This is a genomic window from Campylobacter sp. TJR-1 (genome assembly GCF_032840035.1).
Classification (GTDB): Bacteria; Campylobacterota; Campylobacteria; order Campylobacterales; family Campylobacteraceae; genus Campylobacter; species Campylobacter fetus.
Genome location: NZ_JAWIZX010000002.1, coordinates 144,071 through 170,447 on the forward strand (window position 1 = coordinate 144,071; position 26,377 = coordinate 170,447).

At 32.7% G+C, this 26,377-nt stretch carries 21 protein-coding genes and 1 other RNA gene; 13 read left to right on the forward strand and 9 right to left on the reverse strand.

All coding sequences use genetic code 11. The annotated features are described in order from the left end of the window. Positions 1-15: 15 nt before the first annotated feature. Entirely contained in the window at positions 16-975 is a 960-nt protein-coding gene (locus tag RVY88_RS02595; RefSeq protein WP_002847891.1) for a pseudouridine synthase family protein, read from the reverse strand. Between the two features lie 81 nt (positions 976-1,056). Here RVY88_RS02595 and purB point away from each other — a divergent pair, with 81 nt between their 5' ends. The 3 genes from purB (at position 1,057) to RVY88_RS02610 (ending at position 6,535) form a co-directional block, all read left to right on the forward strand. Next, entirely contained in the window at positions 1,057-2,385 is a 1,329-nt protein-coding gene (purB, locus tag RVY88_RS02600; protein WP_111738251.1) for an adenylosuccinate lyase, read from the forward strand. A gap of 76 nt (positions 2,386-2,461) precedes the next feature. Then, complete coding sequence (locus tag RVY88_RS02605; RefSeq protein WP_162167175.1) at positions 2,462-4,837, forward strand: ribonucleoside-diphosphate reductase subunit alpha; 2,376 nt, start codon at positions 2,462-2,464, stop codon at positions 4,835-4,837. Positions 4,838-5,065: 228 nt separating this feature from the next. Beyond that, on the forward strand, positions 5,066-6,535 hold the full coding sequence (locus tag RVY88_RS02610; RefSeq protein ID WP_162166483.1) for an amino acid permease: 1,470 nt from the start codon (positions 5,066-5,068) through the stop codon (positions 6,533-6,535). Positions 6,536-6,582: 47 nt separating this feature from the next. Here RVY88_RS02610 and ruvC read toward each other — a convergent pair whose 3' ends face one another. Continuing rightward, a complete protein-coding gene (gene ruvC, locus RVY88_RS02615) occupies positions 6,583-7,056 on the reverse strand; it encodes a crossover junction endodeoxyribonuclease RuvC (RefSeq protein WP_002847898.1) in 474 nt (157 codons plus the stop codon). Between the two features lie 174 nt (positions 7,057-7,230). On the opposite strand from ruvC, the gene dnaA reads away from it, so the two are divergent. The 6 genes from dnaA (at position 7,231) to RVY88_RS02645 (ending at position 15,134) form a co-directional block, all read left to right on the forward strand. Continuing rightward, entirely contained in the window at positions 7,231-8,541 is a 1,311-nt protein-coding gene (dnaA, locus tag RVY88_RS02620; protein ID WP_024305299.1) for a chromosomal replication initiator protein DnaA, read from the forward strand. Positions 8,542-8,678: 137 nt separating this feature from the next. Continuing rightward, a complete protein-coding gene (gene dnaN, locus RVY88_RS02625) occupies positions 8,679-9,749 on the forward strand; it encodes a DNA polymerase III subunit beta (RefSeq protein WP_002847901.1) in 1,071 nt (356 codons plus the stop codon). Between the two features lie 8 nt (positions 9,750-9,757). Next, on the forward strand, positions 9,758-12,079 hold the full coding sequence (gene gyrB, locus RVY88_RS02630) for a DNA topoisomerase (ATP-hydrolyzing) subunit B (protein WP_162167633.1): 2,322 nt from the start codon (positions 9,758-9,760) through the stop codon (positions 12,077-12,079). Next, positions 12,079-13,461 (forward strand): EAL domain-containing protein, encoded by a 1,383-nt coding sequence (locus RVY88_RS02635; protein ID WP_317051258.1) that lies wholly within the window; start codon positions 12,079-12,081, stop codon positions 13,459-13,461. The genes gyrB and RVY88_RS02635 overlap by 1 nt, the downstream gene beginning before the upstream one ends. Positions 13,462-13,463: 2 nt before the next feature. Next, positions 13,464-13,904 (forward strand): preQ(1) synthase, encoded by a 441-nt coding sequence (queF, locus tag RVY88_RS02640; RefSeq protein WP_002847904.1) that lies wholly within the window; start codon positions 13,464-13,466, stop codon positions 13,902-13,904. A gap of 9 nt (positions 13,905-13,913) precedes the next feature. Continuing rightward, positions 13,914-15,134, forward strand: coding sequence for an HD domain-containing protein (locus tag RVY88_RS02645; RefSeq protein WP_162167601.1), 1,221 nt, complete (start codon positions 13,914-13,916; stop codon positions 15,132-15,134). A gap of 4 nt (positions 15,135-15,138) precedes the next feature. Here RVY88_RS02645 and ffs read toward each other — a convergent pair. Beyond that, positions 15,139-15,236: signal recognition particle sRNA small type (ffs, locus tag RVY88_RS02650), an RNA gene on the reverse strand. 48 nt (positions 15,237-15,284) lie between these two features. Here ffs and RVY88_RS02655 point away from each other — a divergent pair. Continuing rightward, entirely contained in the window at positions 15,285-15,707 is a 423-nt protein-coding gene (locus tag RVY88_RS02655; RefSeq protein ID WP_002847911.1) for a hypothetical protein, read from the forward strand. On the opposite strand, the gene RVY88_RS02660 is transcribed toward RVY88_RS02655, so the two are convergent. From RVY88_RS02660 to RVY88_RS02670, 3 genes are read right to left on the reverse strand one after another with little or no spacing between them, the layout of a single operon-like run. After that, positions 15,708-17,348 (reverse strand): flagellar hook-basal body complex protein, encoded by a 1,641-nt coding sequence (locus RVY88_RS02660; RefSeq protein WP_162167600.1) that lies wholly within the window; start codon positions 17,346-17,348, stop codon positions 15,708-15,710. Then, positions 17,345-18,118 carry a flagellar basal body rod modification protein gene (locus RVY88_RS02665; RefSeq protein ID WP_038452538.1) on the reverse strand — a complete coding sequence of 258 codons (774 nt, stop codon included), beginning with the start codon at positions 18,116-18,118 and terminating at the stop codon, positions 17,345-17,347. Before RVY88_RS02665 ends, RVY88_RS02660 begins: the two co-directional genes overlap by 4 nt. Positions 18,119-18,175: 57 nt before the next feature. Beyond that, a complete protein-coding gene (locus RVY88_RS02670) occupies positions 18,176-19,777 on the reverse strand; it encodes a flagellar hook-length control protein FliK (protein ID WP_162167599.1) in 1,602 nt (533 codons plus the stop codon). 159 nt (positions 19,778-19,936) lie between these two features. Between RVY88_RS02670 and RVY88_RS02675 the strand changes: the two genes are divergently transcribed. From RVY88_RS02675 to RVY88_RS02685, 3 genes are all read left to right on the forward strand, one after another. Then, on the forward strand, positions 19,937-21,139 hold the full coding sequence (locus RVY88_RS02675) for a multidrug effflux MFS transporter (RefSeq protein WP_002847918.1): 1,203 nt from the start codon (positions 19,937-19,939) through the stop codon (positions 21,137-21,139). Positions 21,140-21,225: 86 nt separating this feature from the next. After that, complete coding sequence (gene typA / locus RVY88_RS02680) at positions 21,226-23,034, forward strand: translational GTPase TypA (protein ID WP_002847920.1); 1,809 nt, start codon at positions 21,226-21,228, stop codon at positions 23,032-23,034. Further along, positions 23,034-23,717: a hypothetical protein gene (locus RVY88_RS02685; RefSeq protein WP_162167598.1), complete on the forward strand. Its 684-nt coding sequence runs from the start codon at positions 23,034-23,036 to the stop codon at positions 23,715-23,717. The genes typA and RVY88_RS02685 overlap by 1 nt, the downstream gene beginning before the upstream one ends. Before the next feature lie 40 nt (positions 23,718-23,757). Here the strand turns inward: RVY88_RS02685 and RVY88_RS02690 are convergent, their stop codons facing one another. From RVY88_RS02690 to RVY88_RS02700, 3 genes are read right to left on the reverse strand one after another with little or no spacing between them, the layout of a single operon-like run. Beyond that, positions 23,758-24,819 carry an ATP-binding protein gene (locus RVY88_RS02690; RefSeq protein ID WP_002847924.1) on the reverse strand — a complete coding sequence of 354 codons (1,062 nt, stop codon included), beginning with the start codon at positions 24,817-24,819 and terminating at the stop codon, positions 23,758-23,760. Positions 24,820-24,826: 7 nt separating this feature from the next. After that, positions 24,827-25,396, reverse strand: a complete 570-nt coding sequence (locus RVY88_RS02695; protein WP_162167597.1) for a ribonuclease HII — start codon at positions 25,394-25,396, stop codon at positions 24,827-24,829. Beyond that, the gene (locus RVY88_RS02700; protein WP_002847933.1) at positions 25,389-26,366 is read right to left on the reverse strand and encodes a DUF475 domain-containing protein; all 978 of its coding nucleotides are present in this window, start codon (positions 26,364-26,366) and stop codon (positions 25,389-25,391) included. Before RVY88_RS02700 ends, RVY88_RS02695 begins: the two co-directional genes overlap by 8 nt. Between the last annotated feature and the right edge of the window lie 11 nt (positions 26,367-26,377).

The window sequence follows — 26,377 nt, forward strand, 5'->3', positions numbered from 1 at the left end:
TATTAAATTTCAAAATTATTTATTAAAATTAAAATCTTGTTCTGATCTTATCTCAAATACTTGATCTTTAAATTTAAATTTAACTGATTTTGCGTGGAGCATTAGCCTTGATGCTCCAGTATTTTTCACCCTATCGCGCTCGCTCATCACGCCATCTAAAATTTGCTCTACATTAAATTTATCCAAGCCGTAAATCGGATCACCCAAAATTCTATGTTTCATATGAAACAAATGTAAGCGAATCTGATGTTGTCTTCCGGTGAGTGGATAACACTCAACCAAGCTGATATCAAATTTAGGATAATACTCTACGAGTTTTACTACGGTCACAGCTCTCTTTCCTTCCGGACAAATTTCCATTCTGATTTTTATATCATCATAATCTTTTGTTATATCCATATTTTTATCGATAACAAAACCTTGGATATTATCAAAAAATTCTAGCTTATCTTTAAAATCCTCAAAGTCATTTATATGAAATTTATCAAGTCCATTACCGTCAAATTTGCCTCTCACAAAAGCCAGATAAGTTTTTGCTACTGCCCTATTTTCAAAAGATTTTTTTAAATTTAACGCGGAATTCGCATTTTTAGCCACAACGATAACTCCGCTTGTTTCTCGGTCAAGTCTATGGGCAACACAAGCTTTTTTGCCCCACAAAGACCAAATTTCATCACATAAACTATACTCGCAATTTCTACCATTTGGATGAGATAAAACTCCGCTTGGTTTATCAAATACACCAAACTCGTCACATTCAAATATAGGTTTTAATCCCTTTGGCTCACACTCGTAATCTATAAAATAAGCTTCCCCGAAAACCGGATCGTTTTTACCGCAAACAGCGTCATTTACGAGCAATCTACCTTTGTCACAAAGCTTTTGAGCTTCTTTCATACTATAACCTAAATTTAAAAAAATACGGTAAGCTTTTTCGCCCAAAAAATATCCTAATTTAAACTTTTTATAAGCCATTTCTAACCAACATTTCAGCCTTATTTTTGTATAATTTCAACTTAAAAATTATACAAAATTTATTATAAAAAAGGGTATAAAGTGGTAGATAGATACTCCAGAAAAATTATGAGCGATAAATGGAGCATGCAAGCAAAATATGATGCTTGGCTAAAAGTAGAACTAGCAGCTGTAAAAGCATGGAATAAACTAGACTTTATCCCAGATGATGACTGTGAAAAAATATGCAAAAACGCTAAATTCGATATAGCTCGCATAGACGAGATAGAAAAAACTACGAAACACGACGTTATAGCCTTTTTAACTAGCGTAAGCGAAAGCTTAGGAGAAGAGAGTCGTTTCGTACATTTTGGTATGACGAGCAGTGACTGTATAGATACTGCTGTCGCACTTCAGATAAAAGATAGTTTAGATCTCATACTTGAAGATATATCAAATTTAATGAATGCTTTAAAAACTCGCGCGATAGAACATAAAAATACGCTTATGGTAGGTCGCAGCCACGGAATTCACGGTGAGCCGATAACATTTGGTTTAGTGCTTGCTATATGGTATGACGAGATAAAAAGAGCTTACGAACTTCTAGAACATGCTAAAAAGACGATAAGCGTAGGTATGATAAGCGGAGCTATGGGAAACTTCGCTCACGCTCCGCTTGAGCTTGAAGAGCTTGTTTGTGAGTATCTTGGTCTAAGTCCTGCTCCAGCGTCAAATCAAGTCATACAAAGAGACAGATACGCTCAAGTCGTAAGCGCGCTTGCCCTGCTCGCTAGTAGTTGCGAAAAAATAGCGGTCGCGATAAGGCACTATCAAAGAACAGAAGTTTATGAAGCCGAAGAGTACTTTAGTCCCGGACAAAAAGGCTCAAGCGCTATGCCTCATAAAAGAAATCCAGTCTTAAGCGAAAACGTGACCGGTCTTTGTAGAATGATCCGCTCATATACTATCCCGGCTATGGAAAACGTAGCTTTATGGCACGAAAGAGATATCAGCCATAGCTCAGTCGAGAGATTTATACTTCCTGATAGTTTCGTAACGACTGATTTTATGCTAAATCGTCTTACGAATTTAATCTCAAATTTAGTAGTATATCCGGAAAATATGATGAAAAATCTAAATCTAACCGGCGGACTTGTATTTTCTCAACGCGTCTTGCTTGAACTTCCAAAACGAGAAGTTAGCCGCGAAGATGCTTATAAAATCGTCCAAAGAAATGCTATGAAAGTATGGGCTGATCTGCAAGAAGGCAAAAAAGCCATAGACGAAAACGGACACAGTCTATTTTTACAAAATTTACTAAACGACATCGATCTAAGAGCAAAATTAAACGAAAAAGAGATAAAAGAGTGCTTTGACTATAGCTACTATACAAAGAACGTAGATAAAATCTTTAAAAGAGTATTTAAATAGTACTAAATAATACAGCTAAATTTGCCGACTAAATTTAGCTTTTTTGATAATCAAATTTAAAAGGTCAAACATATAAATGAAAGTCATAAAACGTAACGGAAGAACAGAAGAATTAGATATTTCAAAGATTAAAAAATACACAAGCGAAGCAGTAGCAGGCTTAGACAACGTAAGTCTCAGCGAGCTTGAAGTAGACGCGAAAATTCAGTTTCGCGACAATATCACTACCGAAGAAATTCAACAAACTCTCATAAAAACCGCAGTTGATAAGATAGATATAGATCGCCCGAACTGGACATTCGTAGCAGCAAGACTATTTTTATACGATTTATATCACAAAACAACCGGATTTAGCGGATACAACTCGCTCAAAGAGTATTTTGAAAAAGGTGAAAAAAACGGACGCATACTTCTTGGTCTAAAAGAAAAATACGATCTTGAAGATCTAAACGCATATATAAAGCCTGAACGTGATTTGCAATTTACCTATATTGGTATAAAAACGCTTTATGATAGATATCTTATAAAAGATAGAAATGCAAAACCTATCGAGCTACCTCAACATATGTTTATGGCAATCGCTATGTTTTTAGCTCAAAATGAGCTTGACTCTCAAAGCTGGGCAAAGAAATTTTACGATCTGATAAGTAAATTTGAAGTGATGCTTGCGACTCCTACTTTAAGCAACGCTAGAACCACTCGACATCAGCTCTCAAGCTGCTATGTCGGAAGTACTCCTGATAATATAGAAGGAATTTTCGATAGCTATAAAGAGATGGCGTTGCTTTCTAAATTCGGCGGCGGTATCGGCTGGGACTGGTGTAAAGTGCGCGCGATGGGCGGAAGTATAGACGGACATAAAAACGCTGCGGGCGGCATAATTCCGTTTTTAAAAGTTACAAACGATATAGCAGTCGCAGTCGATCAGCTAGGAACTAGAAAAGGCGCCATCGCGGTTTATATCGAGCCTTGGCATATGGACGTAAGTGACTTTTTAGATCTACGTAAAAACTCGGGCGAAGAGCGCAGACGTGCTCATGAGCTATTTCCTGCTTTATGGATAAATGATCTTTTTATGAAAAGACTTAGCCAAAATGAGAGATGGACTCTATTTGATCCGGCTGATACTCCAGATCTTTGCGATTTATACGGCGACGAGTTTGAAAAACGCTATATCGAGTATGAAAAAGATCCACATATAGCTAAGAGTAGTATGCTAGCAAAAGAGCTTTGGAAAAAGATACTTACAAACTATTTTGAGACCGGAATGCCGTTTTTATGCTTTAAAGATAATGCAAACAGAGCCAACCCAAATGCTCATAAAGGTATCATAAGAAGCTCAAATTTATGCACCGAGATATTTCAAAATACAGAGCCGAATTACTACCAAACAAAAGTCGTTTTTGATGATGGAAGTTTTAAGCTATTTGATGAGAGTGAAGATATAACCGTAGATGGTGGATATACTAAAAAAGCGAAAAAAATAACCGCTCTTGATAGACTTGATAATAAAGATATATTTATAGTAGAAAAAGGTATAAAAGAGGGAAAAACTGCCGTTTGTAACCTAGCAAGTATAAACTTAAGCAAGATAAACTCAAAAGAAGATATCGCAAGAGTCGTGCCTATCGCTATAAGAATGCTTGATAATGTTATAGATCTAAATTTCTACCCTCACGCTAAAGTCAAACATACGAATTTAGCCAGTCGTTCAATCGGGCTTGGAGTTATGGGTGAGGCGCAGATGTTAGCCGAAAAAGGTATTATTTGGGGAAGTTATGAACATCTTGAGTTTATAGATGAAGTAATGGAAAACATTAGTTATAACGCCATCTATGCTTCATCTAATTTAGCTGTTGAAAAAGGAGCTTATCCTGATTTTGAAGGTTCAAACTGGTCAAAAGGTATATTTCCTATTGATATGGCAAATAAAAACGCAAAAGCTCTTATAAACAGAGGCGGACTATTTGATCAAAATAGCTGCGACTGGGAAAAACTAAGAGCGAAAGTAAAAGAAGGCGGAATGAGAAACGGTTATCTTATGGCAATCGCTCCGACTTCAAGTATAAGCATTTTAGTAGGAACTACTCAAACAATCGAACCTGTTTATAAACGTAAATGGTTTGAACAAAATTTATCCGGAATGATACCTTCGGTAGTACCAAATTTAAATACCGAAACTTGGCAATTTTATACACCAGCTTACGAACTCGATCAAAAGCTTATCATAAAAGCCGGAGCCGTACGTCAAAAATGGATAGATCAAGGTCAAAGCTTAAATATATTTATGAGCTTAGACAAAGCTAGCGGAAGATATCTAAGCGAAATTTACACTCTAGCTTGGGAATTAGGCGTAAAATCTACTTACTATTTAAGAAGTGAAAGTCCGGATTCTAGTCATCTTGATAACAAACCTATGGATAGAAGCGTAGAGTGTGAGGGTTGTCAGTAAGATATTTTCAAACTCAAATTTAAACTAAAAAACTTCTTAAACCTACTTTTTTAATTGACGTCAGACAAAATTTTAAATCTCTGACGTCGAAATAAACCTAAATTTACAAAATAACCCATTGAATAATAAATTATATTTTAAATTTAAAATTACTTTTGATGAAAAATAATTTTTCAGTCAATTTTCGATATAATTGAAAGTTTTTTAAAATCAATCAAAGGAGTTCTTGTGGATAATCTACACGAACATAAACTAAAGCGTGGTATGAACTCACGCCATTTAAATATGATAGCAATCGGCGGAGCTATAGGCACTGGATTATTTGTAGCTAGCGGAAATACGATCGCTACGGCCGGTCCTGGAGGAGCACTTTTAGCTTACGCATTAATAGGTTTTATGGTATATCTGCTTATGCAAAGCCTTGGAGAAATGGCTACGTATATGCCAGTCGCCGGAAGCTTTGAAGAGTATAGCGCTAGATTTATCAGTCCATCTTTTGGATTTGCCATCGGTTGGAATTACTGGTTTAATTGCGCTATAACAGTCGCGGCCGAGCTTGTCGCAGCGGCGATAGTTATGAAATTTTGGTTTCCGGATGTTCCATCTACTCTCTGGTCTGCTCTATTTTTGAGCGTTATTATTATTATAAATTATTTTAGTTCGGGTGTTTTTGGAGAGAGTGAGTTTTGGTTTGCTCTTATAAAAGTTGTGACTGTTTTGGCTTTTATAATCCTTGGTTTAGCAATGATATTTGGTATTATGAACGGTCATTCTAGCGGCTTTTCAAACTGGACTTTAGTGAGTGATAGCGGAGAGTCCGCACCATTTGTAAATGGCTGGTTCGGGATACTTGCCGTGTTTATGGTGGCTGGTTTTAGCTTTCAAGGAACCGAATTAGTTGCAGTGGCTGCAGGAGAGGCAAAAAATCCTGAAAAAAGTATACCAAAAGCGATAAATGCGATATTTTGGCGAATTTTACTTTTTTACATTTTTGCGATCGCGATAATAGGAACTTTAGTTCCGTTCACTGATCCAAATTTACTTAGAAACGATGAAACAGACATAGCTCAAAGTCCATTTACTATGGTATTTAATCGCGCCGGTATAGCATTTGCCGCTAGCGTTATGAATGCGGTTATTTTTACTGCTATTTTTAGTGCCGGAAACTCATGGTTATACTCTAGTACAAGAATGCTCTACGCCCTAGCCCACTCAGGCAAAGCTCCAAAGATATTTGGTAAAACAAACAAAAGAGGTGTTCCTATCTACGCTCTTATCGCTACGGCTATCATCGGAGCAGCTTGTTTTTTCACATCGTTTATGGGGGACGGCTCAGCTTATAGTTGGCTTATAAATGCTTCTGCGCTTGCCGGATTTATCACATGGATGGGTGTAGCATGGGCGCATTATAAATTTAGAAAAGCTTATGTTTTACAAGGCAATGATCCTGCAAATTTACCGTTTCGCGCAAAATGGTATCCTCTTGGGCCTACTCTTGCTCTTATTATGTGCGCTATCGTAATCATAGGACAAAACTTTGAGTCATTTATGCAAGGCAAAGATATGGTAAGCTTACTTACAAGTTATGTAGGACTTTATCTATTTTTAGGAATTTGGTTTGTTCATAAAATCATGACAAAATCAAAACCGATTGATCCCCTAAAAGCAGATCTTAGCAGAAATCACGCTCATATATAAATTTAAGAGCAAATTTAAAAAATATTTAGCGGAGCTTTCCGCTAAATTTAACTAATTCTCACATTAAAACTATGTGTTAAAGCGATGGCTATAGCATCAGTCACATCTAACGGCTTTATTTCTTGATTAATTCCAAGCATCTTTTTTACCATAAAAGCAACCTGCTCTTTTGCAGCCTTTGCCTTGCCTGTAACTGCTTTTTTGATCTGTAACGGAGTGTATTCGCTAAATTCACCGTGAATTTGAAGTATTTTAAGACTAAGAGCGCCTCTGAATTGAGCAAGCTTTAAAACTGTTTTTGGATTGTGTGCATAAAATATATCTTCTATGGCTACGGCGTCTATTTTATGCGATTTAAATATAATATCTAGCCCCTCGCAAAGCTGAGTTATTTGATATTGTAAGCTATCTTGTTTTATTTTTATCAAACCTGCTTCTATTAACGTTTTTTTATTTCCCGTTTTTTCAATTACAGCATAACCACAATTTCTAGTTCCGGGATCAATTCCTAAAATTTTCATCACACGCCTTTTAATAGTTATTCACATCTTTTTCACTATGTGAATAAGTGATATAATTTATTAAATAATATCATAAATTACCATATATTTAAATAAGGTTAAAATCAATAGATAAGTCATTTTTAATTAAATTTTAGATAAAATAGTAAATAATTCGATGTAAAAAGGTAAGCTTTGCTAGCAGATGAAGTAATAGAGCTTTTAGGTCAAGAGATATCTAAAAATGAGATGGAAAACTACATATCTCAAATTAAATTTAATGAAAAATCTTCAAATAGCGAAAATATTATTTTTACAGCCCCAAATGAACTTGTAGCTAAATTTATACAAACTAGATACGCTAACAAAATAGCAAATATCTTTGAAGTTAAAACCGGAATTAAACCGGTCATAAGCATAACAACACAAAAAAATAGAGTATCAATCAAAGCAAAAGATATAGATGTAAAACAAATTCGCACACAAAGCTCACTTCTAAATCCTAGCTATACATTTGAAAGTTTTGTCGTGGGCGATTCAAATCAATTTGCCTATATAAGCTCACAGCAAGCTGCTCAAAATCCGGGTAAAGTTTATAACCCGCTTTTTATATATGGCTCAACAGGACTTGGTAAAACTCACCTTTTACAATCCATAGGAAATTACTGTTTAGAACACGGAAAAACAGTAATTTGCGTAACTAGTGAACAATTTATGAGTGATTTTATCAGAAATGTAGAAAATAGAACTATGAATAAATTTAAAGAAAAATATAGAAATTGCGATATTTTACTCATAGATGATATTCAATTTTTTCATAAATCTGAAAAAACTCAAGAGGAATTTTTTCATACTTTCAACGAAATTCATGCAAAAAAAGGTCAAATCGTTATGACTTCTGATAAACCTCCAAAAATGTTAAAAGGTTTTGAAGAGAGATTAAAAAGTCGTTTCGAATGGGGACTTATGGCTGATATAACACCGCCTGAACTTGACACAAAAATACGAATTATAAAAGCAAAATGCGAATTTGACGGTATAAATTTAAGCAGTGATATAATCGAATATATAGCTACAAATATGGGAGATAACATTCGCGAGATAGAAAGTGCAATTATAAATATAAACGCGTTTGCAAACATTATGCGACAAGAAATTACTTTAGAATTTGCTAAAAATGTTATAAAAGATCAAATAAAAGAGAAAAAAGATAACATAAGTCTTGAAAATATTATAAGCTGTGTAAGTCATGAAATGAACATAAAACCAAGTGATATCAAAAGCAAAAGCAGAACAAAAGGTATAGTTGAAGCAAGAAGAATTTGTATCTATTTAGCAAAAACATTAACTCCAAACTCAATGCCTCAACTTGCAACTCATTTTGGACTAAAAGATCACAGCGCAGTAAGTCATAATATAAAAAAAATAAATGAAATAATAAATAACGATGGATACTTTAAAGCAAGAGTTGAAGAACTAAAAAATAAGATAACATCAAAGGAATAATGTGAAAAGAAGTGAAAAAGTAAAACTTTATTTTCAATATATAAATAACGAATTTTACGGTGTTTAATGTTGATTTTCACAAAATCAACATATCAACTAAAAATAAAAAAATAAATTAAATTTAAAAGGCAAAAAAAATGAAAGTTCTAATTAAAAAAAATGTCCTTGAATCAATAGTTATAAACACAAACCCCTATCTTGATAAAAAAGATTTAAGTTCTATAACTTCTCATATCTTTTTATCTGCTAGAGATGGAGTTTTAAATATAAAAGCGACTGATAATGAAATAGGACTTGAATATAAAGTAAAAAATGCAACTATAGCAGATGAAGGAATGGCAACTGCTAATGGTAAAAAACTTCTTGATATAATTAAAAGCTTAAAAGACGGCGATATAATGCTAGAAACTATTCAAAATCATCTTTACATAAAACAAAATAACTCAAAATATAGACTTCCTATGCAAAAACCAGAGGATTTTCCAGAGTTTCCAAGTTTAGAAAACAAAAAGAAATTTGATATAAATGCAGGATCTTTAAGTAAAAGTCTTAAAAAAATATCAAGCTCAATAGAAAACGTAAATTCAAAAATAGAATTAACAGGAGCTTTAATTGATATAAAAAAAGATCATATAAACTTAGTAGGTACGGATACAAAAAGATTAAGCGTTTATCAACTTGAAATAAATTCTCAAAACGATCCTTTTAGTATAATAATACCAAAAAAAGCTATAACCGAAATTCAAAAATTATTCTTTGAAAACATTGAAATTTATTATGATGAAAATATATTTATAGCGGTATCACAAAACTTTGAATTTTTCACGAAACTAATTAACGGAAGATATCCAGATTATACAAGAGTAGTACCAAATGAGATAAAACAAAATATAATTTTAAATCGAGAAAAAATAATAGAAGGCATAAAAACTATATCAATGCTTTCAGAAATAGTAAAAATAACAATAGCTCCAGATAATATAAGTTTTGAGAGTATAAATGATGATAATAGTGAAGCAAAAACATTCATAGAATATAGAAGTAATGTTAGTGATCAGATTATTTTAGGAGTTAAAAACAGATTTATACTTGATTTTTTATCAAGTATTGAAGATAGTGAGTTTAACTTAGGATATAACGAACCTAATTTGCCTTTTATATTAAGTTCAGGCGATCTTAGAACTGTTGTAATGCCAGTAAATATTTAAGGAAAATAATGGAAAATTTAGAAAAAAATTATGGTGCTGGAAATATAAAAGTACTAAAAGGGCTTGAAGCTGTAAGAAAACGTCCAGGAATGTATATCGGCGATACGAATATTAGCGGTCTTCATCATATGATTTATGAAGTAGTTGATAACTCTATAGACGAATCTATGGCAGGTTACTGTGATACGATAAATATAGAGCTTACAAGAGAAGGTTCTTGTATAGTTACTGATAATGGTCGTGGAATTCCTGTTGATATTCATCCTACAGAAAAAATTTCAGCAGCAACAGTAGTTTTAACTGTACTTCACGCAGGTGGTAAATTTGATAAAGATACTTATAAAGTTTCAGGAGGACTTCACGGTGTTGGAGTTTCGGTTGTAAATGCTCTTTCAAAAAAACTAATTCTTAACATAAAAAGAGATGGAAATTTATATCGTCAAGAGTTTTCAAAAGGAATACCCCAAAATATTTTAGAAGCTGTAAAAACTACAAATCGAACAGGAACTAGTGTTGAGTTTTGGCCTGATGATGATATATTTGAAGTAACTGAATTTGATAAACAAATTTTATCAAAAAGATTTAAAGAATTAGCATATTTAAATCCAAGAATTACTATAAATTTTAAAGATCAAAGAGACGGTTTTAGTGAAACTTATCATTTTGAAGGTGGTCTTGAAAGTTTTGTTACAGATATAAACAAAAGTAATCCAGTAAGCAAAGCAGTTAGTTTTAGCGGTGGTGAAGAAGATGTTATAGTGGATTTTGCTCTACTTTACAATGAAACATATACAGAAAATTTACTAAGTTTCGTAAACAATATAAAAACTTCAGATGGTGGAACTCATGAAGCAGGTTTTAGAGCTGGGCTTACAAGAGCTATTACAAATTATATAGCTGCAAATGCTGCAGCTCGTGAGAAAGATACTAAGATAACCGGAGATGACATAAGAGAAGGACTTATAGCTATAGTTAGCGTAAAAGTTCCAGAACCACAATTTGAAGGTCAAACTAAAGGAAAACTCGGCTCGAGTTATGTAAAACCTATCGTTCAAAAAATGACTTTTGATGTTTTGTGTAAATATTTTGAAGAAAACCCTATCGAAGCAAAAGCTATAATGAATAAAGCTCTTATGGCTGCTCGTGGTCGTGAAGCAGCTAAAAAAGCAAGAGATTTAACACGCAAAAAAGATAGTTTAAATAGCGTAGGAATGCTTCCTGGAAAATTAGCTGATTGTCAAAGTAAAGATCCAAGTGAGAGTGAAATTTATCTTGTTGAGGGAGATTCTGCTGGAGGCTCTGCAAAACAAGGTCGTGATAGAGCGTTTCAAGCGATTTTACCACTTCGAGGTAAGATATTAAACGTAGAAAAAAGTAGACTTGATAAAATTTTAAAATCAGAAGAGATAAAAAATATGATAACCGCATTTGGATGCGGAATTGGTGAAGAGTTTGATCCTGAAAAACTTAGATATCATAAGATAATTATTATGACTGATGCGGACGTAGATGGAAGCCATATTCAAACTTTACTTCTTACTTTTTTCTTTAGGTTTTTAACTCCGATCATTGAAAATGGTTACGTTTATCTAGCTCAGCCGCCTCTTTATAGATACAAAAAAGGTAAAAAAGAGATCTACTTAAAAGATGAAAAAGCTTTGAATGAATTTCTTATAGAAACTGGAATTGAAGGTGAGGATTTTGAAGGTGTTGGAAATAAAGATCTGATTGATTATTTAAAGATAATCGCGGCTTATAGAAGTATTTTGATGGATCTTAAAAAACGTTTTAACGTACTAATCGTTATAAGATATATGATAGAAAATCCGGATGTTATAGCAAAAAATTATAATGAACTTTTTGAGATTATAAAGAAAAAACTTGAAGATGAAAAATTTAATATTTTAAATTCATACGTAAATGAAGATGAGATTAGGATATATGTTCAGACTGAAAATGGGCTTGAGGAACTTGTTATAAATGACAATTTATTTGCAAATCCTCTTTATGAGGAGGCTGTTCATATATTTACAAAAATGAAAGAGCGTGATATAGATCTAAAAAGAGATCCAGTAGAAGTGCTTGAAGATATAGAAAAAAATGCTAAAAAAGGTGCTTATATACAACGTTACAAAGGTCTTGGAGAGATGAATCCTAGTCAACTTTGGGAGACAACTATGAATCCAGAAAATAGACGACTTTTAAAAATAGATGTTAGCAATCTTCAAACAGCTAGTGAAATTTTTGAACTCTTTATGGGTGATGAGGTTGAACCTAGACGAGATTATATACAAGCTCATGCAAAAGATGTAAAACATCTGGACGTTTAATGCTTTATAGCCAGCAAAAAGAGCGAAGTAACCGCTTTGCTCTTGCTCTTAGGATAGCTACTCCTTTTATCATTATTTTATTTATTTGGGGTTATGCGTTTGTAAATTTAAAAAACTATAAAATTTATGAAATAATTCTATTTGCTCTGCTCACATTTATATATGTTTATTATACTTTTTATATGATTTATAATGGATTTAATACAAGTCTTATTGATCAATCTACGGGAAGTTTTACAAGAGATAAAATTATAAAAATTATAAATAAAAGCATTAAAAACGGTGAAAAAAAGTATATCATTATGATATCTATAAAAAATTTAAATGAAATTGCTAATAAATACGGGCTTGGAAGTGTTGATAAAGTTTCAAAACAATTTTTAGAAAAACTCCATAGTTTTTTGGAAAAAAATAGTATTCGCAAAGTTCCTATCGGTAAATATATTGATGGATGTTTTATTTTGCTTATCGACTCTAAATTTAGTAAATTTAATAACTTATTAAAAAGCTTTGAGCTTAGTATTTTAAGAGATAATATCGATAATATAGAGCTTAATTTAGCTTACAATAATATTAGATCTGATTATGATTTAAATTTGAATGTCACTCTTTCAACTCTATTTTATATGATTTTAGATAGACAAAATGAGCTAAAAATAAACGAAAGCAAATATGAGAAGATGATTTTTGAAGCACTGCGCGATAAAAATTTTATTTTTAAATTTCAAACTATAAAAAGTAATAAAAACTCAGATGATATGACATATGTGATGCAAAGACTAAAACTTCCGAACTCAAATACATCAAAAATCAAATTTTCCCAAGTTATAAACAGAATCGGTTATGAGATATTTTATGATAAAGAGGTTTTAAGGCTGTTTTTTAGTAGAATTAGCAAAGATATAAAAGGTAAAATTTTCATAGAAGTTTCTCCTGTTAGTCTAAGAAACTACTTTTTTAAAGCAGAGCTTTTTAAAATGATAAAAAAGTATAATATAAATGCTAAAAATTTAGTTTTTGAGTTTTTTGAGGATAAATTTTATGATGAAATTTCAAATTTTAACAATATTATAAATGAGTATAAAAAATTTGGATTTAGCTTTGCTTTGAGCCATTTTGGTGGAAAAAATAGTAGCTTTGAGTATCTTAAATATTTAAATATTGATTATATAATTTATGATATTGAATTTAGTAAAAATCTACATAAAGATAGATTTAAAATGTTATTTAATAGTGTAAATAGCGCTTCAAAAGCTCTTGATATAAAAACAATTATTAGATTTATAAGTAGTAATGAGCTTTATGAAATAGCAAAAAATAGTGAAGTTGATTATATCCAAGGTTTTTACATTGAAAAACCTAAGTTAAATTTAAAGGATTAAATATGGAAAATAAAAAATATGGTGAAAAAATTATAAATGAATTTGATATAGAAAAAGATCTTGAAATTTGGCCAAACTCTAGTAAAAACGACTATGCTATTCGCATAACTTTGCCTGAGTTCGCGTGTTTTTGTCCGCGCTCGGGATATCCTGATTTTGCTACTATATATCTAACTTACGTGCCGCGTGACTTTGTCGTTGAACTAAAAGCGATAAAACTCTATATAAATAGCTTTTTAAATCGTCATATAAGCCACGAAGCAAGCATAAACGAGATCTATGATACTTTAGATAAAAAATTAAATCCAAAGTATTTACGCGTAGTGGGAGACTTTAATCCGCGTGGAAACGTGCATACGGTTATAGAGTTGGACTCAAATTTAGTTCGCAAAGAAAAATTCGACGTAAGTTCTATCACTTTAGAAACTACTCGCAAATTTTAAGGCTCAAAAATGATAAACGCTAAACTCATAGATCACATCTTTAAAGCTGCTTCGATTTCGCGTTGGAATGACTATCCAAAAATGGTAAATTTAGTCGAGCTTGATAAACAAGCACATAAATTTATAATAGCTTATTTTATCGCAAAGCTCGAGCCTGACGTGGATATGAACTATATCATAGAAGGCGGTGTTTTTGAGTTTTTAAGCCGTGTAGTAGTGACTGACATTCGCCCTGATGTTTTCCATCAAATCCAAAAATCCAAAAATCAAGAAATTCAAAGCTGGATTTTAACTAAACTTGAAAATATGGTTGAAGATATCGATGGGGGTAAATTTTTTGAAAGGTTTAAAGCTTATCAAGATGATAAAACTCGTAAAAAAGAGCGTCTTATATTAAAAGCGGCTAGCTATATAGCGACGAAATGGGAGTTTAGCATAGTTTATCAAACTAGTAAATTTCTAAGTGACATAGAAGAGTTAAAACAAAAAGTCGATGAGGAGTTAGAAGATTACTACGAGCTTATAGGAGTTCGTAAAATCGCTATGAACCAAAAACTAGCTCGTATCATAGATCTAAGCGGACGACTTCGTTTTCAAAAGCGTTGGGCACAAACTCAGCGCATTCCTGAGACTGCAGTGCTTGGACATATGCTAGTCGTGGCGATATTTGCTTATTTTTATAGCTTGAAAGTAGGGACTTGCCCAAAACGACTTGAAAATAACTTTTATTGCGCTTTGTTTCACGACTTACCAGAAAGCCTTACGCGTGACATCATAAGTCCTGTAAAATACGGTATAAATGGACTAAACGAGATAATAAGCGAATACGAGATGAGACTTATAGATGAGCGAATTTTACCTTTTGTTCCTGAAAGTTTTAGAAGTGAGTTTAGCTACATTTTAGGCGTTAGAAAAGAAGAGGGTGTTTTGAAAAAAGATGAGTTTGAAAACCGTATAAATAAAACTACTCCGATACATTTTGAAGGTAGTATGAGCAGCGTAAATGATAATGAGTTCAACGCTATAGATGGTAAAGCTCTAAAATGCTGTGATAATCTAGCTGCATTTGTAGAAGCGGGAATTTCTATAAGTTACGGTGTAAAAAGCAAGGATCTAGTCAGCGGATTTAATAACATACAAGCTAAATTTGATAAAAATCCAAAGATAGAAGGCGTCGATTTTAGTAAAATTTGTGCTGAGATCATAGAGTATTTTGATATAAGACTTTAGAAACCCTTCCCCAGATGACTGCGGCACACACTAAGAAAAAGTGCTCTGCTATGTTCCCATCCTGAAGCGGTTCTTTTTAAAAGCATTGCACAGGTCTAAGGAAAGGCGAAAAGGATTATATCTAAATTATACTTAAATTAGGATTACGCTATGAATTATAAATTTCATTTTTTGTCTGTTTTTCGTGAGATTTTTATACCGCATCATCGCTCTTTAGAGTTTCGTGCTAAAGTTTTAGCTGCTATGCTTTGTGCTAAAAAAACTGTTTTACAAAGTGATTATAACGATATAAAAGATATTGCAACAGAAATTTATATAAACGATGAAAGACGTGTCGGTGTTTTGGTACAAACCGTAAAAGAGTATGTTCAAAAAGTAAAAGAATTTAGTTATATAAGTCTTGATTCATTGCTTATAGACATAGACTATAATTTAAAAAATTTAAGAAGATATGCTAAAAAGATAGATTTTGCTCATTTAAGACGTCTTATGATAGATAGTGATGAAGATGATGCTCTTTTGCAACAAAGAGTTTATGAGTATTTCTTAAGCGAAGTTAGGAGATACTCATAACTATTTTTTCATATTTATCGCTTTTTGTATCATTTGATCACTTGTAGTGATCGATTTTGCACTTGCGTCATAAGCTTTTTGCATAATGATAAGATCGGTTAAAGATACGCCAAGATCTACATTACTCATTTCAAGAGTGCTATTTTTTATAGCTGCTCCATAAACTACATTCCCGTTTTGATCTTGATAAAATATAGGTTGACCTGAGTTTGCAGTTGTTTGATATGTATTTTCGCTGCTTTTTGAAAGACCTTGATTATTTTGGAAATGATATAGGGCAACTTTAGCGACAGAAGCCATTTTACCGTTGTCAAATATAGCTACAACTTCACCGTTATCATTCATAGTATATTCTTTTAGCAAACCTTCTGCTTCACCGTTTTTATTTACAGATAAGTTTAAATTTTGATCCCCCGTTGATCTCATACCGTCAAATCCGCTATTTGGAGTATTTGGATCATATGGAGTACCTAAATTGACGTTTAGTTCAGCTCCATCATTATCTAAAGTTCCTAAAGTATTGCTTACTAAAGCACCTTTTTCATTGAAATTTAAAACTCCGTTTGAAGTCGATATAACTTCGTTAGTAGGAGAAAAAATAGTAGCACTAACATTCCATGCTGTTCCGTTATCAAGATGCGGAACTTGTTTTGAAAACTCCATTTTTAATATATTTTTATTGCCGTTTGGAGAGATTATATCTGTACTAAAACTTTGAGTATTTGGTACTTCTTGTTTTAAATTTACATTTGCTTCTATGCTAAGTTCACCATCTAAATTTAAACTTCTTATATCGAAGTCATTTAAGCTAAAATTACCGTTTTCATCTGTTTTTGCTGCGGTTGTGATGGATTCGCCGTTAGCATCTTTTATAGTGATTAGTACATCTTCGTTTGGGCTATTTGGATTTTGTACTAATGGAGTGTCCGCTAGCGATCCATTTAAACTTATGGTTTTACCTTCTTTATTTATTGCCGTTGTAATTTTTGTGTTATCTAAATTTATATTTATCGTTTGAGTATTTATGGTAGAGTCAAGATTACCGCTAAATGATACGTCTGTTGTTGCAGTAGCAGGTAAAAATAGCACGTCTGGCAAATGTATTTTTGTTTGCGCCGTAGAAGCACTTAACTCTATTGAAGTACCTGTTTGTAGAGTAAATGCTTGTTTATCGTTATTTCCCATAAGATTTCCTAGCTTTTGCTCTGCATTTGTACTAAGAGCTATCGCGTTTAAATTTGCCATCGTACCTAGTAGATAAAGCCCGTTTCTATTTACGATATCTCCATTTACGTCTTTACTAAAATCACCGTTTCTAGTAAAATACTGCTCACCGTTTATCCCACTAAGTCCAAAAAATCCATCTCCTACTATAGCTAGATCAAATACTTTATCGGTATTTTGTAGGCTTCCTGGCTTGAAATTTAAACTAGTTGCCATACTCGTTGAGCCAAGACCGATTTGTGATGTGACCGGACTTGTGCTTGTCTGGTTTAGTGACTGATATAGTATGCTTTTAAACTCAGCGGTGCTTGATTTGTATCCTACAGTATTGATATTTGAAATATCATTTGATATAACATCGATACCGAAATTTCCAGATTTTATCCCGCTTATACCGTTATAGTATCCTATCATCATGAGCTTGGTTTCTCCGAATCATTTGAGTTATTTACTGCCGTAGTTTTAACCGGTTCTGTAAATTCGCTTATTTTATCCATTGATACGTATTCTCCGGCTATTTTGATTTGAGCTATGCCATTTACGAATTTAACCGCTTCTACAGGATAGCTTCCTAATATGCTTTCTCCTGAATTGCCTGATGTATCTGTATATGTTGCTTTTATCAGATATTCTCCTGGTAAAGTTATATCTCCGTTATTATCAGTGCCGTCCCAGTTAAATTTATTTATTCCGGACTTTAACTCATCAAATTTTATATTTTTTACTAAATTTTCTGATGAATCATATATTTGAATGCTGCCTGATTTAACATCATTAGGAAAATATAAACTAAAATCCACAGAGCTAGTCGTAGTATCTTTTGACACTGCGTTCGAGAGATTTGCCATCTTTCCAAGCGCACTCATAGCTGTCATAGAAAGGCTGCTTTGCATTTGAGTTGTTAGTTGTTTCATAACTTTATTTGTATTTTCTTGCATTTCAAGAGTGGCTAATTGACTAGTTTGCTCAAGCATTTTTGCACTATCCATAGGCTCTGTTGGGTCTTGATACTGAAGTTCGACAAGAAGTAGTTTTAAAAATGCGTCTTTATCAAGCTGTGAATATGGATTTGTACCTGTTCCACTGGCGTTATTTAATTTTTCTGCTTCCGTTTGTGCTGCCCATTTGTCTGTCGTGAATTGAGTTCCGGTTGGAGTTGCCGTATTATTCATAGAATTTATTGCCATGGATTATCCTTTTATATGCAATTTTGCTATTTTAAGCAAAATTCATTCCTTTTTAACTTAAAAGTATCGCGGTACGACAACTTCTAAGATGACTTGTTCATCTTCATTTTGGTTTAATACATTTTCAAAATCATTGTCATAGTTTTTAAATTTACTGTTTTGACCTTGTTCTTTATTTTTATTTTGATCGCTAAAATTCATAGAAAGTTCAGTAAATCCCATATTTACAAGGCTATTTTTAAATTCGGCTTGATTTTGGATAAATAGCTGCATAGTTTGATTATTTGAGTTGAAATTTATATGTAGATTATTTCCTCTGTTTATCAAAGTCACCTCTACTTCGCCTAGATTAGTTGGATTTAGTGTCATATGAAATCTAGTAACAGGTGGTTTATATTCAGCTATTTTTTCTTGTAAATTTGAAGCAAAACTCTCAAAAGTTTGTTTGATTTGACCGTTTTTTAATTGGAGTTTAGAGTTTGCGACCACATCTTTTACCGACTGATTTGAGCTTGTTTGACTGCCGTTTTGATCGCTGTTATTTTGCATGTTATCTTTTTCACCGCTATTTTTTGTCTCTTTTGTAAAACTGCCACTAAGTGTAGTTTGAGACTGTTTATCTTTTGTTTCGCTACTTTCTTTTATAGCTCTTTGCATAATATTTGCTAGATAATCATCTACATTCGTATCTTTTGCGTTTTTTTGAGATGTATGATTTACAGTCGCACCGCTTGTATCTTTTGTATGTTTGTCGTTTTTAGTTAGTTCTGTTTCGATATTTTTTGTATTTTGAATTGCATTTTTTTCACCGTTTAAATCTGCTTTTTTGCTATTTTTCTGTTCCGCTTGCTCTACTAAAATTTTTGATTTATCCGTGTTTTTTAAATTTATAGTATCTTCTGTAGCTTCTTTTATGTTATTAGTTTCAGTTTTATTTTTGGTTTTTTTTCCGCTTGCATCATCGATTGTTTGCGTACTTTGAAGAAGTTTTGTTAGACTAGGGGTTGATTCGTCGCTTTTTTTATCTATTTTTAATGATTTTTCTATTTTTTGTTTTGTTACTTCGTTTAAAACTATCTGCGTATCTTGAATTTTAAAAAATCCTTTTGCTTCAAGAGCTTTGAACTCGGTTTTTAGAGTTGCTAAATCCTCTTTCGTAATCTTCAAATTACTTAGACCTAATCCAAATTTATTGCTCAAATTTATTATATCTTGTAAGCTTTTTGCACCTTTTATCTCATTTATATTTTTTTCCGTTGATAAAAATTTTGCTAAAGTATTTGAAAGAGCCGGAAATTTATCAAGTTTTTTTCCGTCATTCAATGCTTCAAGAAGCGATAAAATTTGCATAAAATCAGCATCTTCTAAGATAGATATACTATTTTTATTTGGGCTTTCTTGAGATGAATTTTCTTCTATTTCGATTTCATCCAGATTGGATTTTGAGTCTATTTTTTCATCTTTTTTATCTATTTGGGACTTTTTTGCATTTTGTTCTACTACGCTTTTGCTGCTCTCTTCGCTAATATTTTCATTTTTATTTACGCTATTTATAACCATAGACAAGAAGCTATCATTGCTACTTTCATGGCTATCACTCGGTTTTGTCTGCATCGTACTTGATGCAGTATTGTTTAGTAATGCGTTTAGTGTTTGCATAAATAGTCCTAAATAATTAAAATCTGCTGTTATTCACTAGCAAAAATTATTCCAAACGACTCATTTCATCCGAAATTTATAAAATAATTAAATGTAATATAAATTACTCTTTAAGTTTTTTAAGATATACTAAACAGTTTTATTTTTTAAAGGAGATATATGCAAAATTATACGAAAATCCATGGATTTTCTAAATTTAAAATTATTTTTATCTTGGCTCTTATGTCAGCTATAGCACCACTTTCTACCGATATGTATCTTCCTGCTTTAAAGAGTGTTCAAGAAAGTTTTAACACAAGCGAGTTTCTTACTCAGTTATCTATCGCTACTTTTTTCATAGCTTTTGCATTTGGACAGTTGATATATGGACCATTAAGTGATATTTTCGGTCGTAAAAAACCTCTTATTGTCGGTATAGTGATTTTTATGTTCTCAAGTTTAGGATGTGTTTTAGTCGATAATGTAGAACTTTTCATCGTATTTCGCTTTTTAGAAGCTCTTGGAGGTTGCGCCGGAGTTGTTATAGCTAGGGCCGTGGTAAATGATCTATTTGAATTAAAAGAAGCCGGAGCCGTATTTGCTTTAATGATGGTAGTTTCTAGTTTAGCTCCTATGCTCTCTCCAACTTTTGGTAGTTTGCTTTTAAAGATTTTTTCGTGGCAAAGTATATTTGTAACTCTATTTTTATTAGGAGTTTTGCTCATATTTTTAGTTGTTTTTGTACTTAAAGAGAGTGCGTCCATATCAAATAAAGTTAAATTTTCACAAAAAGAGATTATAAAAAATTACGCTTTTGTACTAAAAGATAGACCGTTTTTAGTCTATATATTTTCATCCGGATTTGCTATGGGTGCGATTTTCGCTTATATTACCGGCTCTTCTTTTGTATTTATAAAAAGCTTTGGGCTTTCTGAGCAGACTTATGGGTTTTTATTTGGGTTAAACTCGCTTGGTTTTATAATCGCTGCAAATATCAATGCAAAATTAGTTCTAAATTATTCTCCTTATATTTTGCTTCCGAAGGCATTTTTTGCTATGCTTACTTTTGGTGCAGCTCTGATATTTTGCTCATTTTTAGGCTTTTATGCGTTTGAAATATCTCTATTTTTTATCATTTCTATGCTTGGTTTTATTATGCCTAACACAACTACTTTAGCGATGGCTAGATTTAGAGATCACTCCGGTACAGCTTCTGCTTTACTTGGCACATTACAGTTTGCTATAGCCGGACTGGTATCTTTTATAGTTGGATTTGTTCAAGCAAATACACCGTTTTTACTTTCTGTAATGATATTTGGATGTATATTTTTAGCTTTTTTTACCTATTTTTTTATTGGAAAGATGGTTTTAAAAGATGAGTAAATTTATAAAGAAATTTCATCATATAAAAGATTTAGAAAATTTAGGGTATAATCTATCCCTAAATTTAAAAAAATCAAGGAAAGCAGTTGGAAAAGATAAGAAATATTGCAGTTATCGCCCACGTTGACCACGGTAAAACTACTATGGTCGATGAACTCCTAAAACAATCAGGAACTTTTACCGAGCATCAAGCAGTAGGTGAGAGGGTGATGGATAGCAATGATATTGAGCGTGAGCGTGGAATTACAATTCTTAGTAAAAATACAGCGATTCGTTATAAAGATCATAAAATAAACATTATAGATACTCCAGGACACGCCGATTTCGGCGGTGAAGTTGAGCGTGTTTTAAAGATGGTAGATGGTGTTTTGCTTCTTGTAGATGCACAAGAAGGCGTTATGCCTCAAACTAAATTCGTCGTAAAAAAAGCTCTTAGCTTAGGTCTTCGTCCGATAGTCGTTATAAACAAAATCGACAAACCAGCAGCAGATCCAGACAGGGTTATAAACGAAATTTTCGATCTATTCGTCGCACTTGACGCGACTGATGAACAGCTGGAATTTCCGGTAGTTTACGCCGCTGCTAAAAACGGTTACGCAAAGCTTAAACTTGATGATGAAAACGTAGATATGAAACCGCTTTTTGAGACTATCTTAGCTCATGTTCCAGAGCCAACTGGAAAAGACGACAATCCTCTTCAACTCCAAGTTTTTACTCTAGATTACGATAATTACGTCGGCAAGATCGGCATCGCTCGTATATTTAACGGTAAAATCAGTAAAAATCAAAACGTTATGCTAGCAAAGGCTGATGGTACAAAAACAACTGGACGCATAAGCAAACTTATCGGATTTTTCGGACTTGATAGAATGGATATAAACGAAGCAGGAACCGGTGATATCGTGGCTATCGCGGGATTTGAGACGCTTGATGTGGGCGATAGCGTTGTCGATCCAAATAATCCTATGCCGCTTGACCCGCTCCATATCGAAGAGCCGACACTTAGCGTCGTATTTAGCGTAAATGACTCTCCATTAGCCGGAACAGAAGGCAAATTCGTCACTTCAAATAAGATAGATGAGCGCTTAGAGAGCGAAATGAAGACAAATATCGCTATGAAATACGAAAATATAGGCGAGGGTAAATTTAAAGTAAGCGGTCGCGGTGAATTGCAGATCACTATTTTGGCTGAAAATATGCGTAGAGAAGGCTTTGAGTTCTGTCTTGGTAGACCTGAAGTTATCATAAAAGTTATAGACGGCGTAAGATGTGAACCTTATGAACTTCTTGTTATCGACTCCCCAGATGATTGTACTGGAACCGTTATCGAAAAATTAGGCAAAAGAAAAGCCGAAATGGTAAGTATGAATCCAACTGGAGACGGACAAACTAGAATCGAGTTTGAGATACCTGCGCGCGGCCTTATCGGCTTTAGAAGCCAGTTCTTAACTGATACCAAAGGCGAGGGTGTTATGAACCATAGCTTTTTGGAATTCCGTCCATTAAGCGGTTCGGTAGAACATAGAAGTAACGGCGCTTTAGTTAGTATGGAAAGCGGCGTGGCTTTGGCGTATTCGCTATTTAATTTGCAAGATAGAGGTATTTTATTTTGCGATCCTCAAACCAAAGTTTATGTTGGCATGATCATCGGTGAACATAGTCGTCCAAATGATCTTGACGTCAATCCTATAAAAGGTAAAAACTTAACAAACGTACGCGCAAGCGGAAGTGATGACGCTATAAAACTAGTTCCGCCGCGCAAACATAGCTTAGAGCGCGCTCTTGAGTGGATAGAAGAAGACGAACTTGTAGAAGTAACTCCTATAAGTATCCGTATCCGCAAACGCTACCTTGATCCAACCATGAGAAAAAGAATGGCGAAATCTAAAGAATAATGAGTTTAAAAGAGCTTGAAATAACTAGAAAGCGGTTAAGGCTAAAGCTTTTTGCCGTTTTAGTCATAGCCGCCGCCTTCGGTTTTTTGGCGGCTGCTTTGCTCTTTAAATTTGACGCTGTTATGGCGATAATAGCTGCTATTTTTATAACGCTTTTTGTCTACTATCATTTTAAATTTAAAATTACAAAAGATTTTGAACATGATTTAAAGGAGCGAGTTTTAGCTCAAATTCTTATAAGCATGAATTTAAAAGCTTTAAAAGACGAGCTTGACGAAAATGAGTTTTTAGAAGGTAAAAATAATTTTCCAAAAACAGATATTTTGTTTAACTCTTATAAAATTTGTCAAGCTGAGTTTGATAGTTTTAATATCAAATTTTACGATGTATATTTAAAAGATACGAATAGCTCAAATACGCTATTTTACGGGCTTTTCGCGAGTTCTAAATTTAAAAAAACTTTAAGTATGGATAAAAATAGTTTGGATATCTCAAATTTAAAAGATATTTTTGGCTCAGATATCAGTTATTTTATTTCAGATAATAAAATTTTATTATATATAAATAGCAAAGGCGATAGTTTATCACTAAATTTAAAAACTCCTATTAGTGATGAAGGAGTAGATATTTTTAAATTTAAATCAGGCATAAACGCAGTTTTAGAGCTGTTTAAAAGCTTTTAAAATAGCAAATATTTAATTTATATTCAAGCCTTTTTTTGATTTATAGAGCTACTGCCCATTGCCAAAATGGCATAACGGAGCATCTGATTCCTTCAAAAGCAATGTTCGAGTTATTTGAATTGCTTATGACTTCGACTTTTGTGATCCCTAAATTTTTATAGTAATTTATAGATTTTTTAAATTTAAGAAATATAAATTCTGGCGGTAAAAACGGAATTACTAAAATCGCTAAATTTTTTTTAGGAATGAAAAAATCTATCTCATCGCTAAAAAATAGTTCATTTTCTAGTTTTAAAAGCTCACAAAAAACCATATTAGCAACTGTTTTTTTTGGATCTTTTTCATAACCAAGAGCATTCTTAAATCCAAAATCGCTAAAATAAACTCTCTTAAGACTGCTTTTTTCATCTATGTGATGTACGAAATTTATTAGATTTTCGTTCTCAAATTCGCTTAAAATACGGTAAATATTATCTTTTGATATCTTTGTAGTCTCTTTTAAATCTTTATAAATTTTATGAGTATTAAATGGCTGATGTACGTAAGCGGCGATTTTTGAGAGTATTTTCGCTTTTTGTTCGCCAAGATAAGCTTTGATTTTCATTTGCAGAAATTCACTCACTTCAAAATCTTGCAAAAATGCACTTTTAGCGCCGTTTCCCCGAGCTAAAAAATGACTAAATAGAGTTTTTGCTTCGTAATTTTTTCTATAAAATGCTATAAACTCTTCATAGTCAAGTCCATTTAATTTAACTTTTGTAAATTTATCTATAAAAAACGAGTTTGAAGTGGTTGAAATAATGATGTTGTCGCATTTGCAAGGAGTATAAAAGTCGTTTTTTACTCCATCGAATCCTATAGCTTTTATCTTTTTATCTTTTATAAACTCATTTAAATTAGGGATGAAATCAACTCTAATATCTTCTAAGTTCAAATATAAAAAATCTTGTCCGAACTCCTCTAAATACTGTATTAAAAGTGCTGTTTTACCGCTATTTATAGCTCCTTGTAGAATAATTTTATTACCGTTAAAATACGTTTTTCTATCTATAAATTTTGGATTTTTTGGCGGATTTTGATAGAAATATTCTAAAATATCCATAACATACCTAAAATAGCGATTTCTCAAGCGCTTTTAGATGAAAACTAAGTCTTGTTAGTTCGTTTGAGCCATGTTGTTTTAAAGCTTCTATATGTGCTTTTACGCCGTATCCTTTATGTTTTGCATATCCAAAATCTGGATAAATTTTACCAAAACGTCTCATTTGTCTATCTCTGCTAACTTTTGCTATTATACTAGCTGCACTTACTTGAGGGACGCTTGAATCGGCTTTTACGATAGTTTTTATATTTTTAACACCGTAATCGCAGTTTCCATCATAGATAAAATCACACTCGTTAAAATGCATTTTTATCACGTTTAAAGCACGCCTTAAGCAGTCGCTAAGTCCGATTTTATCAACTATAGTATTCCTAAAATAAACTACTAAATAATCGCTCATTTTTTCTAAATTTAAAAAAATTTCCTCTCTTTTTTGTTCGGTTAATTTTTTTGAATCGCTAAGTCCAAGTTTAATAATTTCTTTTTTAAATTTAGGCTTAAACACGCATCCAGCTACAACTAATTCACCTGCCAACGCTCCGCGTCCAGCTTCATCTATGCCGCAAATTTTAGCCATTTGTTATCTTTTTATTTTTATAAATAGAGCTTAAAAACGCAATTACTATAAGTCCAAATCCTATGGTTCCTGTTATCGCCTCGCCGACTTCATGAAAAACATTTATAAACATTATGATAGCTAGCGCCAAAATGGCGTAATGCGCTCCGTGTTCAAGATAGATGAAACTTTCAAGAGTTTTTTTATGTACCATATAAATTGTTAAGCTTCTTACAAACATAGCTCCGATTCCAAGACCTATCATAATAATAAAGATATTTTCACTCATCGCAAATGCGCCGATAACTCCATCGAAACTAAAGCTAGCATCCAAAACCTCTAAGTATAAGAATCCCATGAAACCGCTTTTAACGCCATTTGCACTAAAAATATCATCAAACAAAGATAGCGCCATATGCAAAAGCACGGCACCGAAATACGATAGTGCGTAACTAGTATTTTGTGTTAAAAATACGATGATCATGCCTGTTAGTATCGCTATAAAAAGCGCTATAGAATTTGTTTTAGAAAGTATGTGCACAAGGTAGTTATCTTCTATAAATCTTATCCATTTTACATCTTTTTCCTCAAAGAAAAACGACAAAAACACCATTAACAAAAACGCACCGCCAAATATATAAATTTGATTTTTGTTCGCACTTAATGCGTTGTGATAAGCATCAGGATCGTTTAAAGCTAAAGAGAATGTTTCCCACATTCCAAGATTTGCCGCGACTGAAACTATAAGGATAGGAAATAAAAATCTCATTCCGAAAACAGCGATCGGAATACCGAAAATTATAAATCTATCTTGCCATTTTTTGTTCATTCCAGATAGTATTTTAGCATTGACAACAGCATTATCAAAGCTAAGACTAACTTCTAAAATTCCAAGCAAAAAACAGATATAAACCGCTAAAAAACCACCGATAAAATATGCAAGCAAAAGACCTAAAATCGTAATAATAAATGATGAGTAAAAGTATTTCATAAAATCTCCAA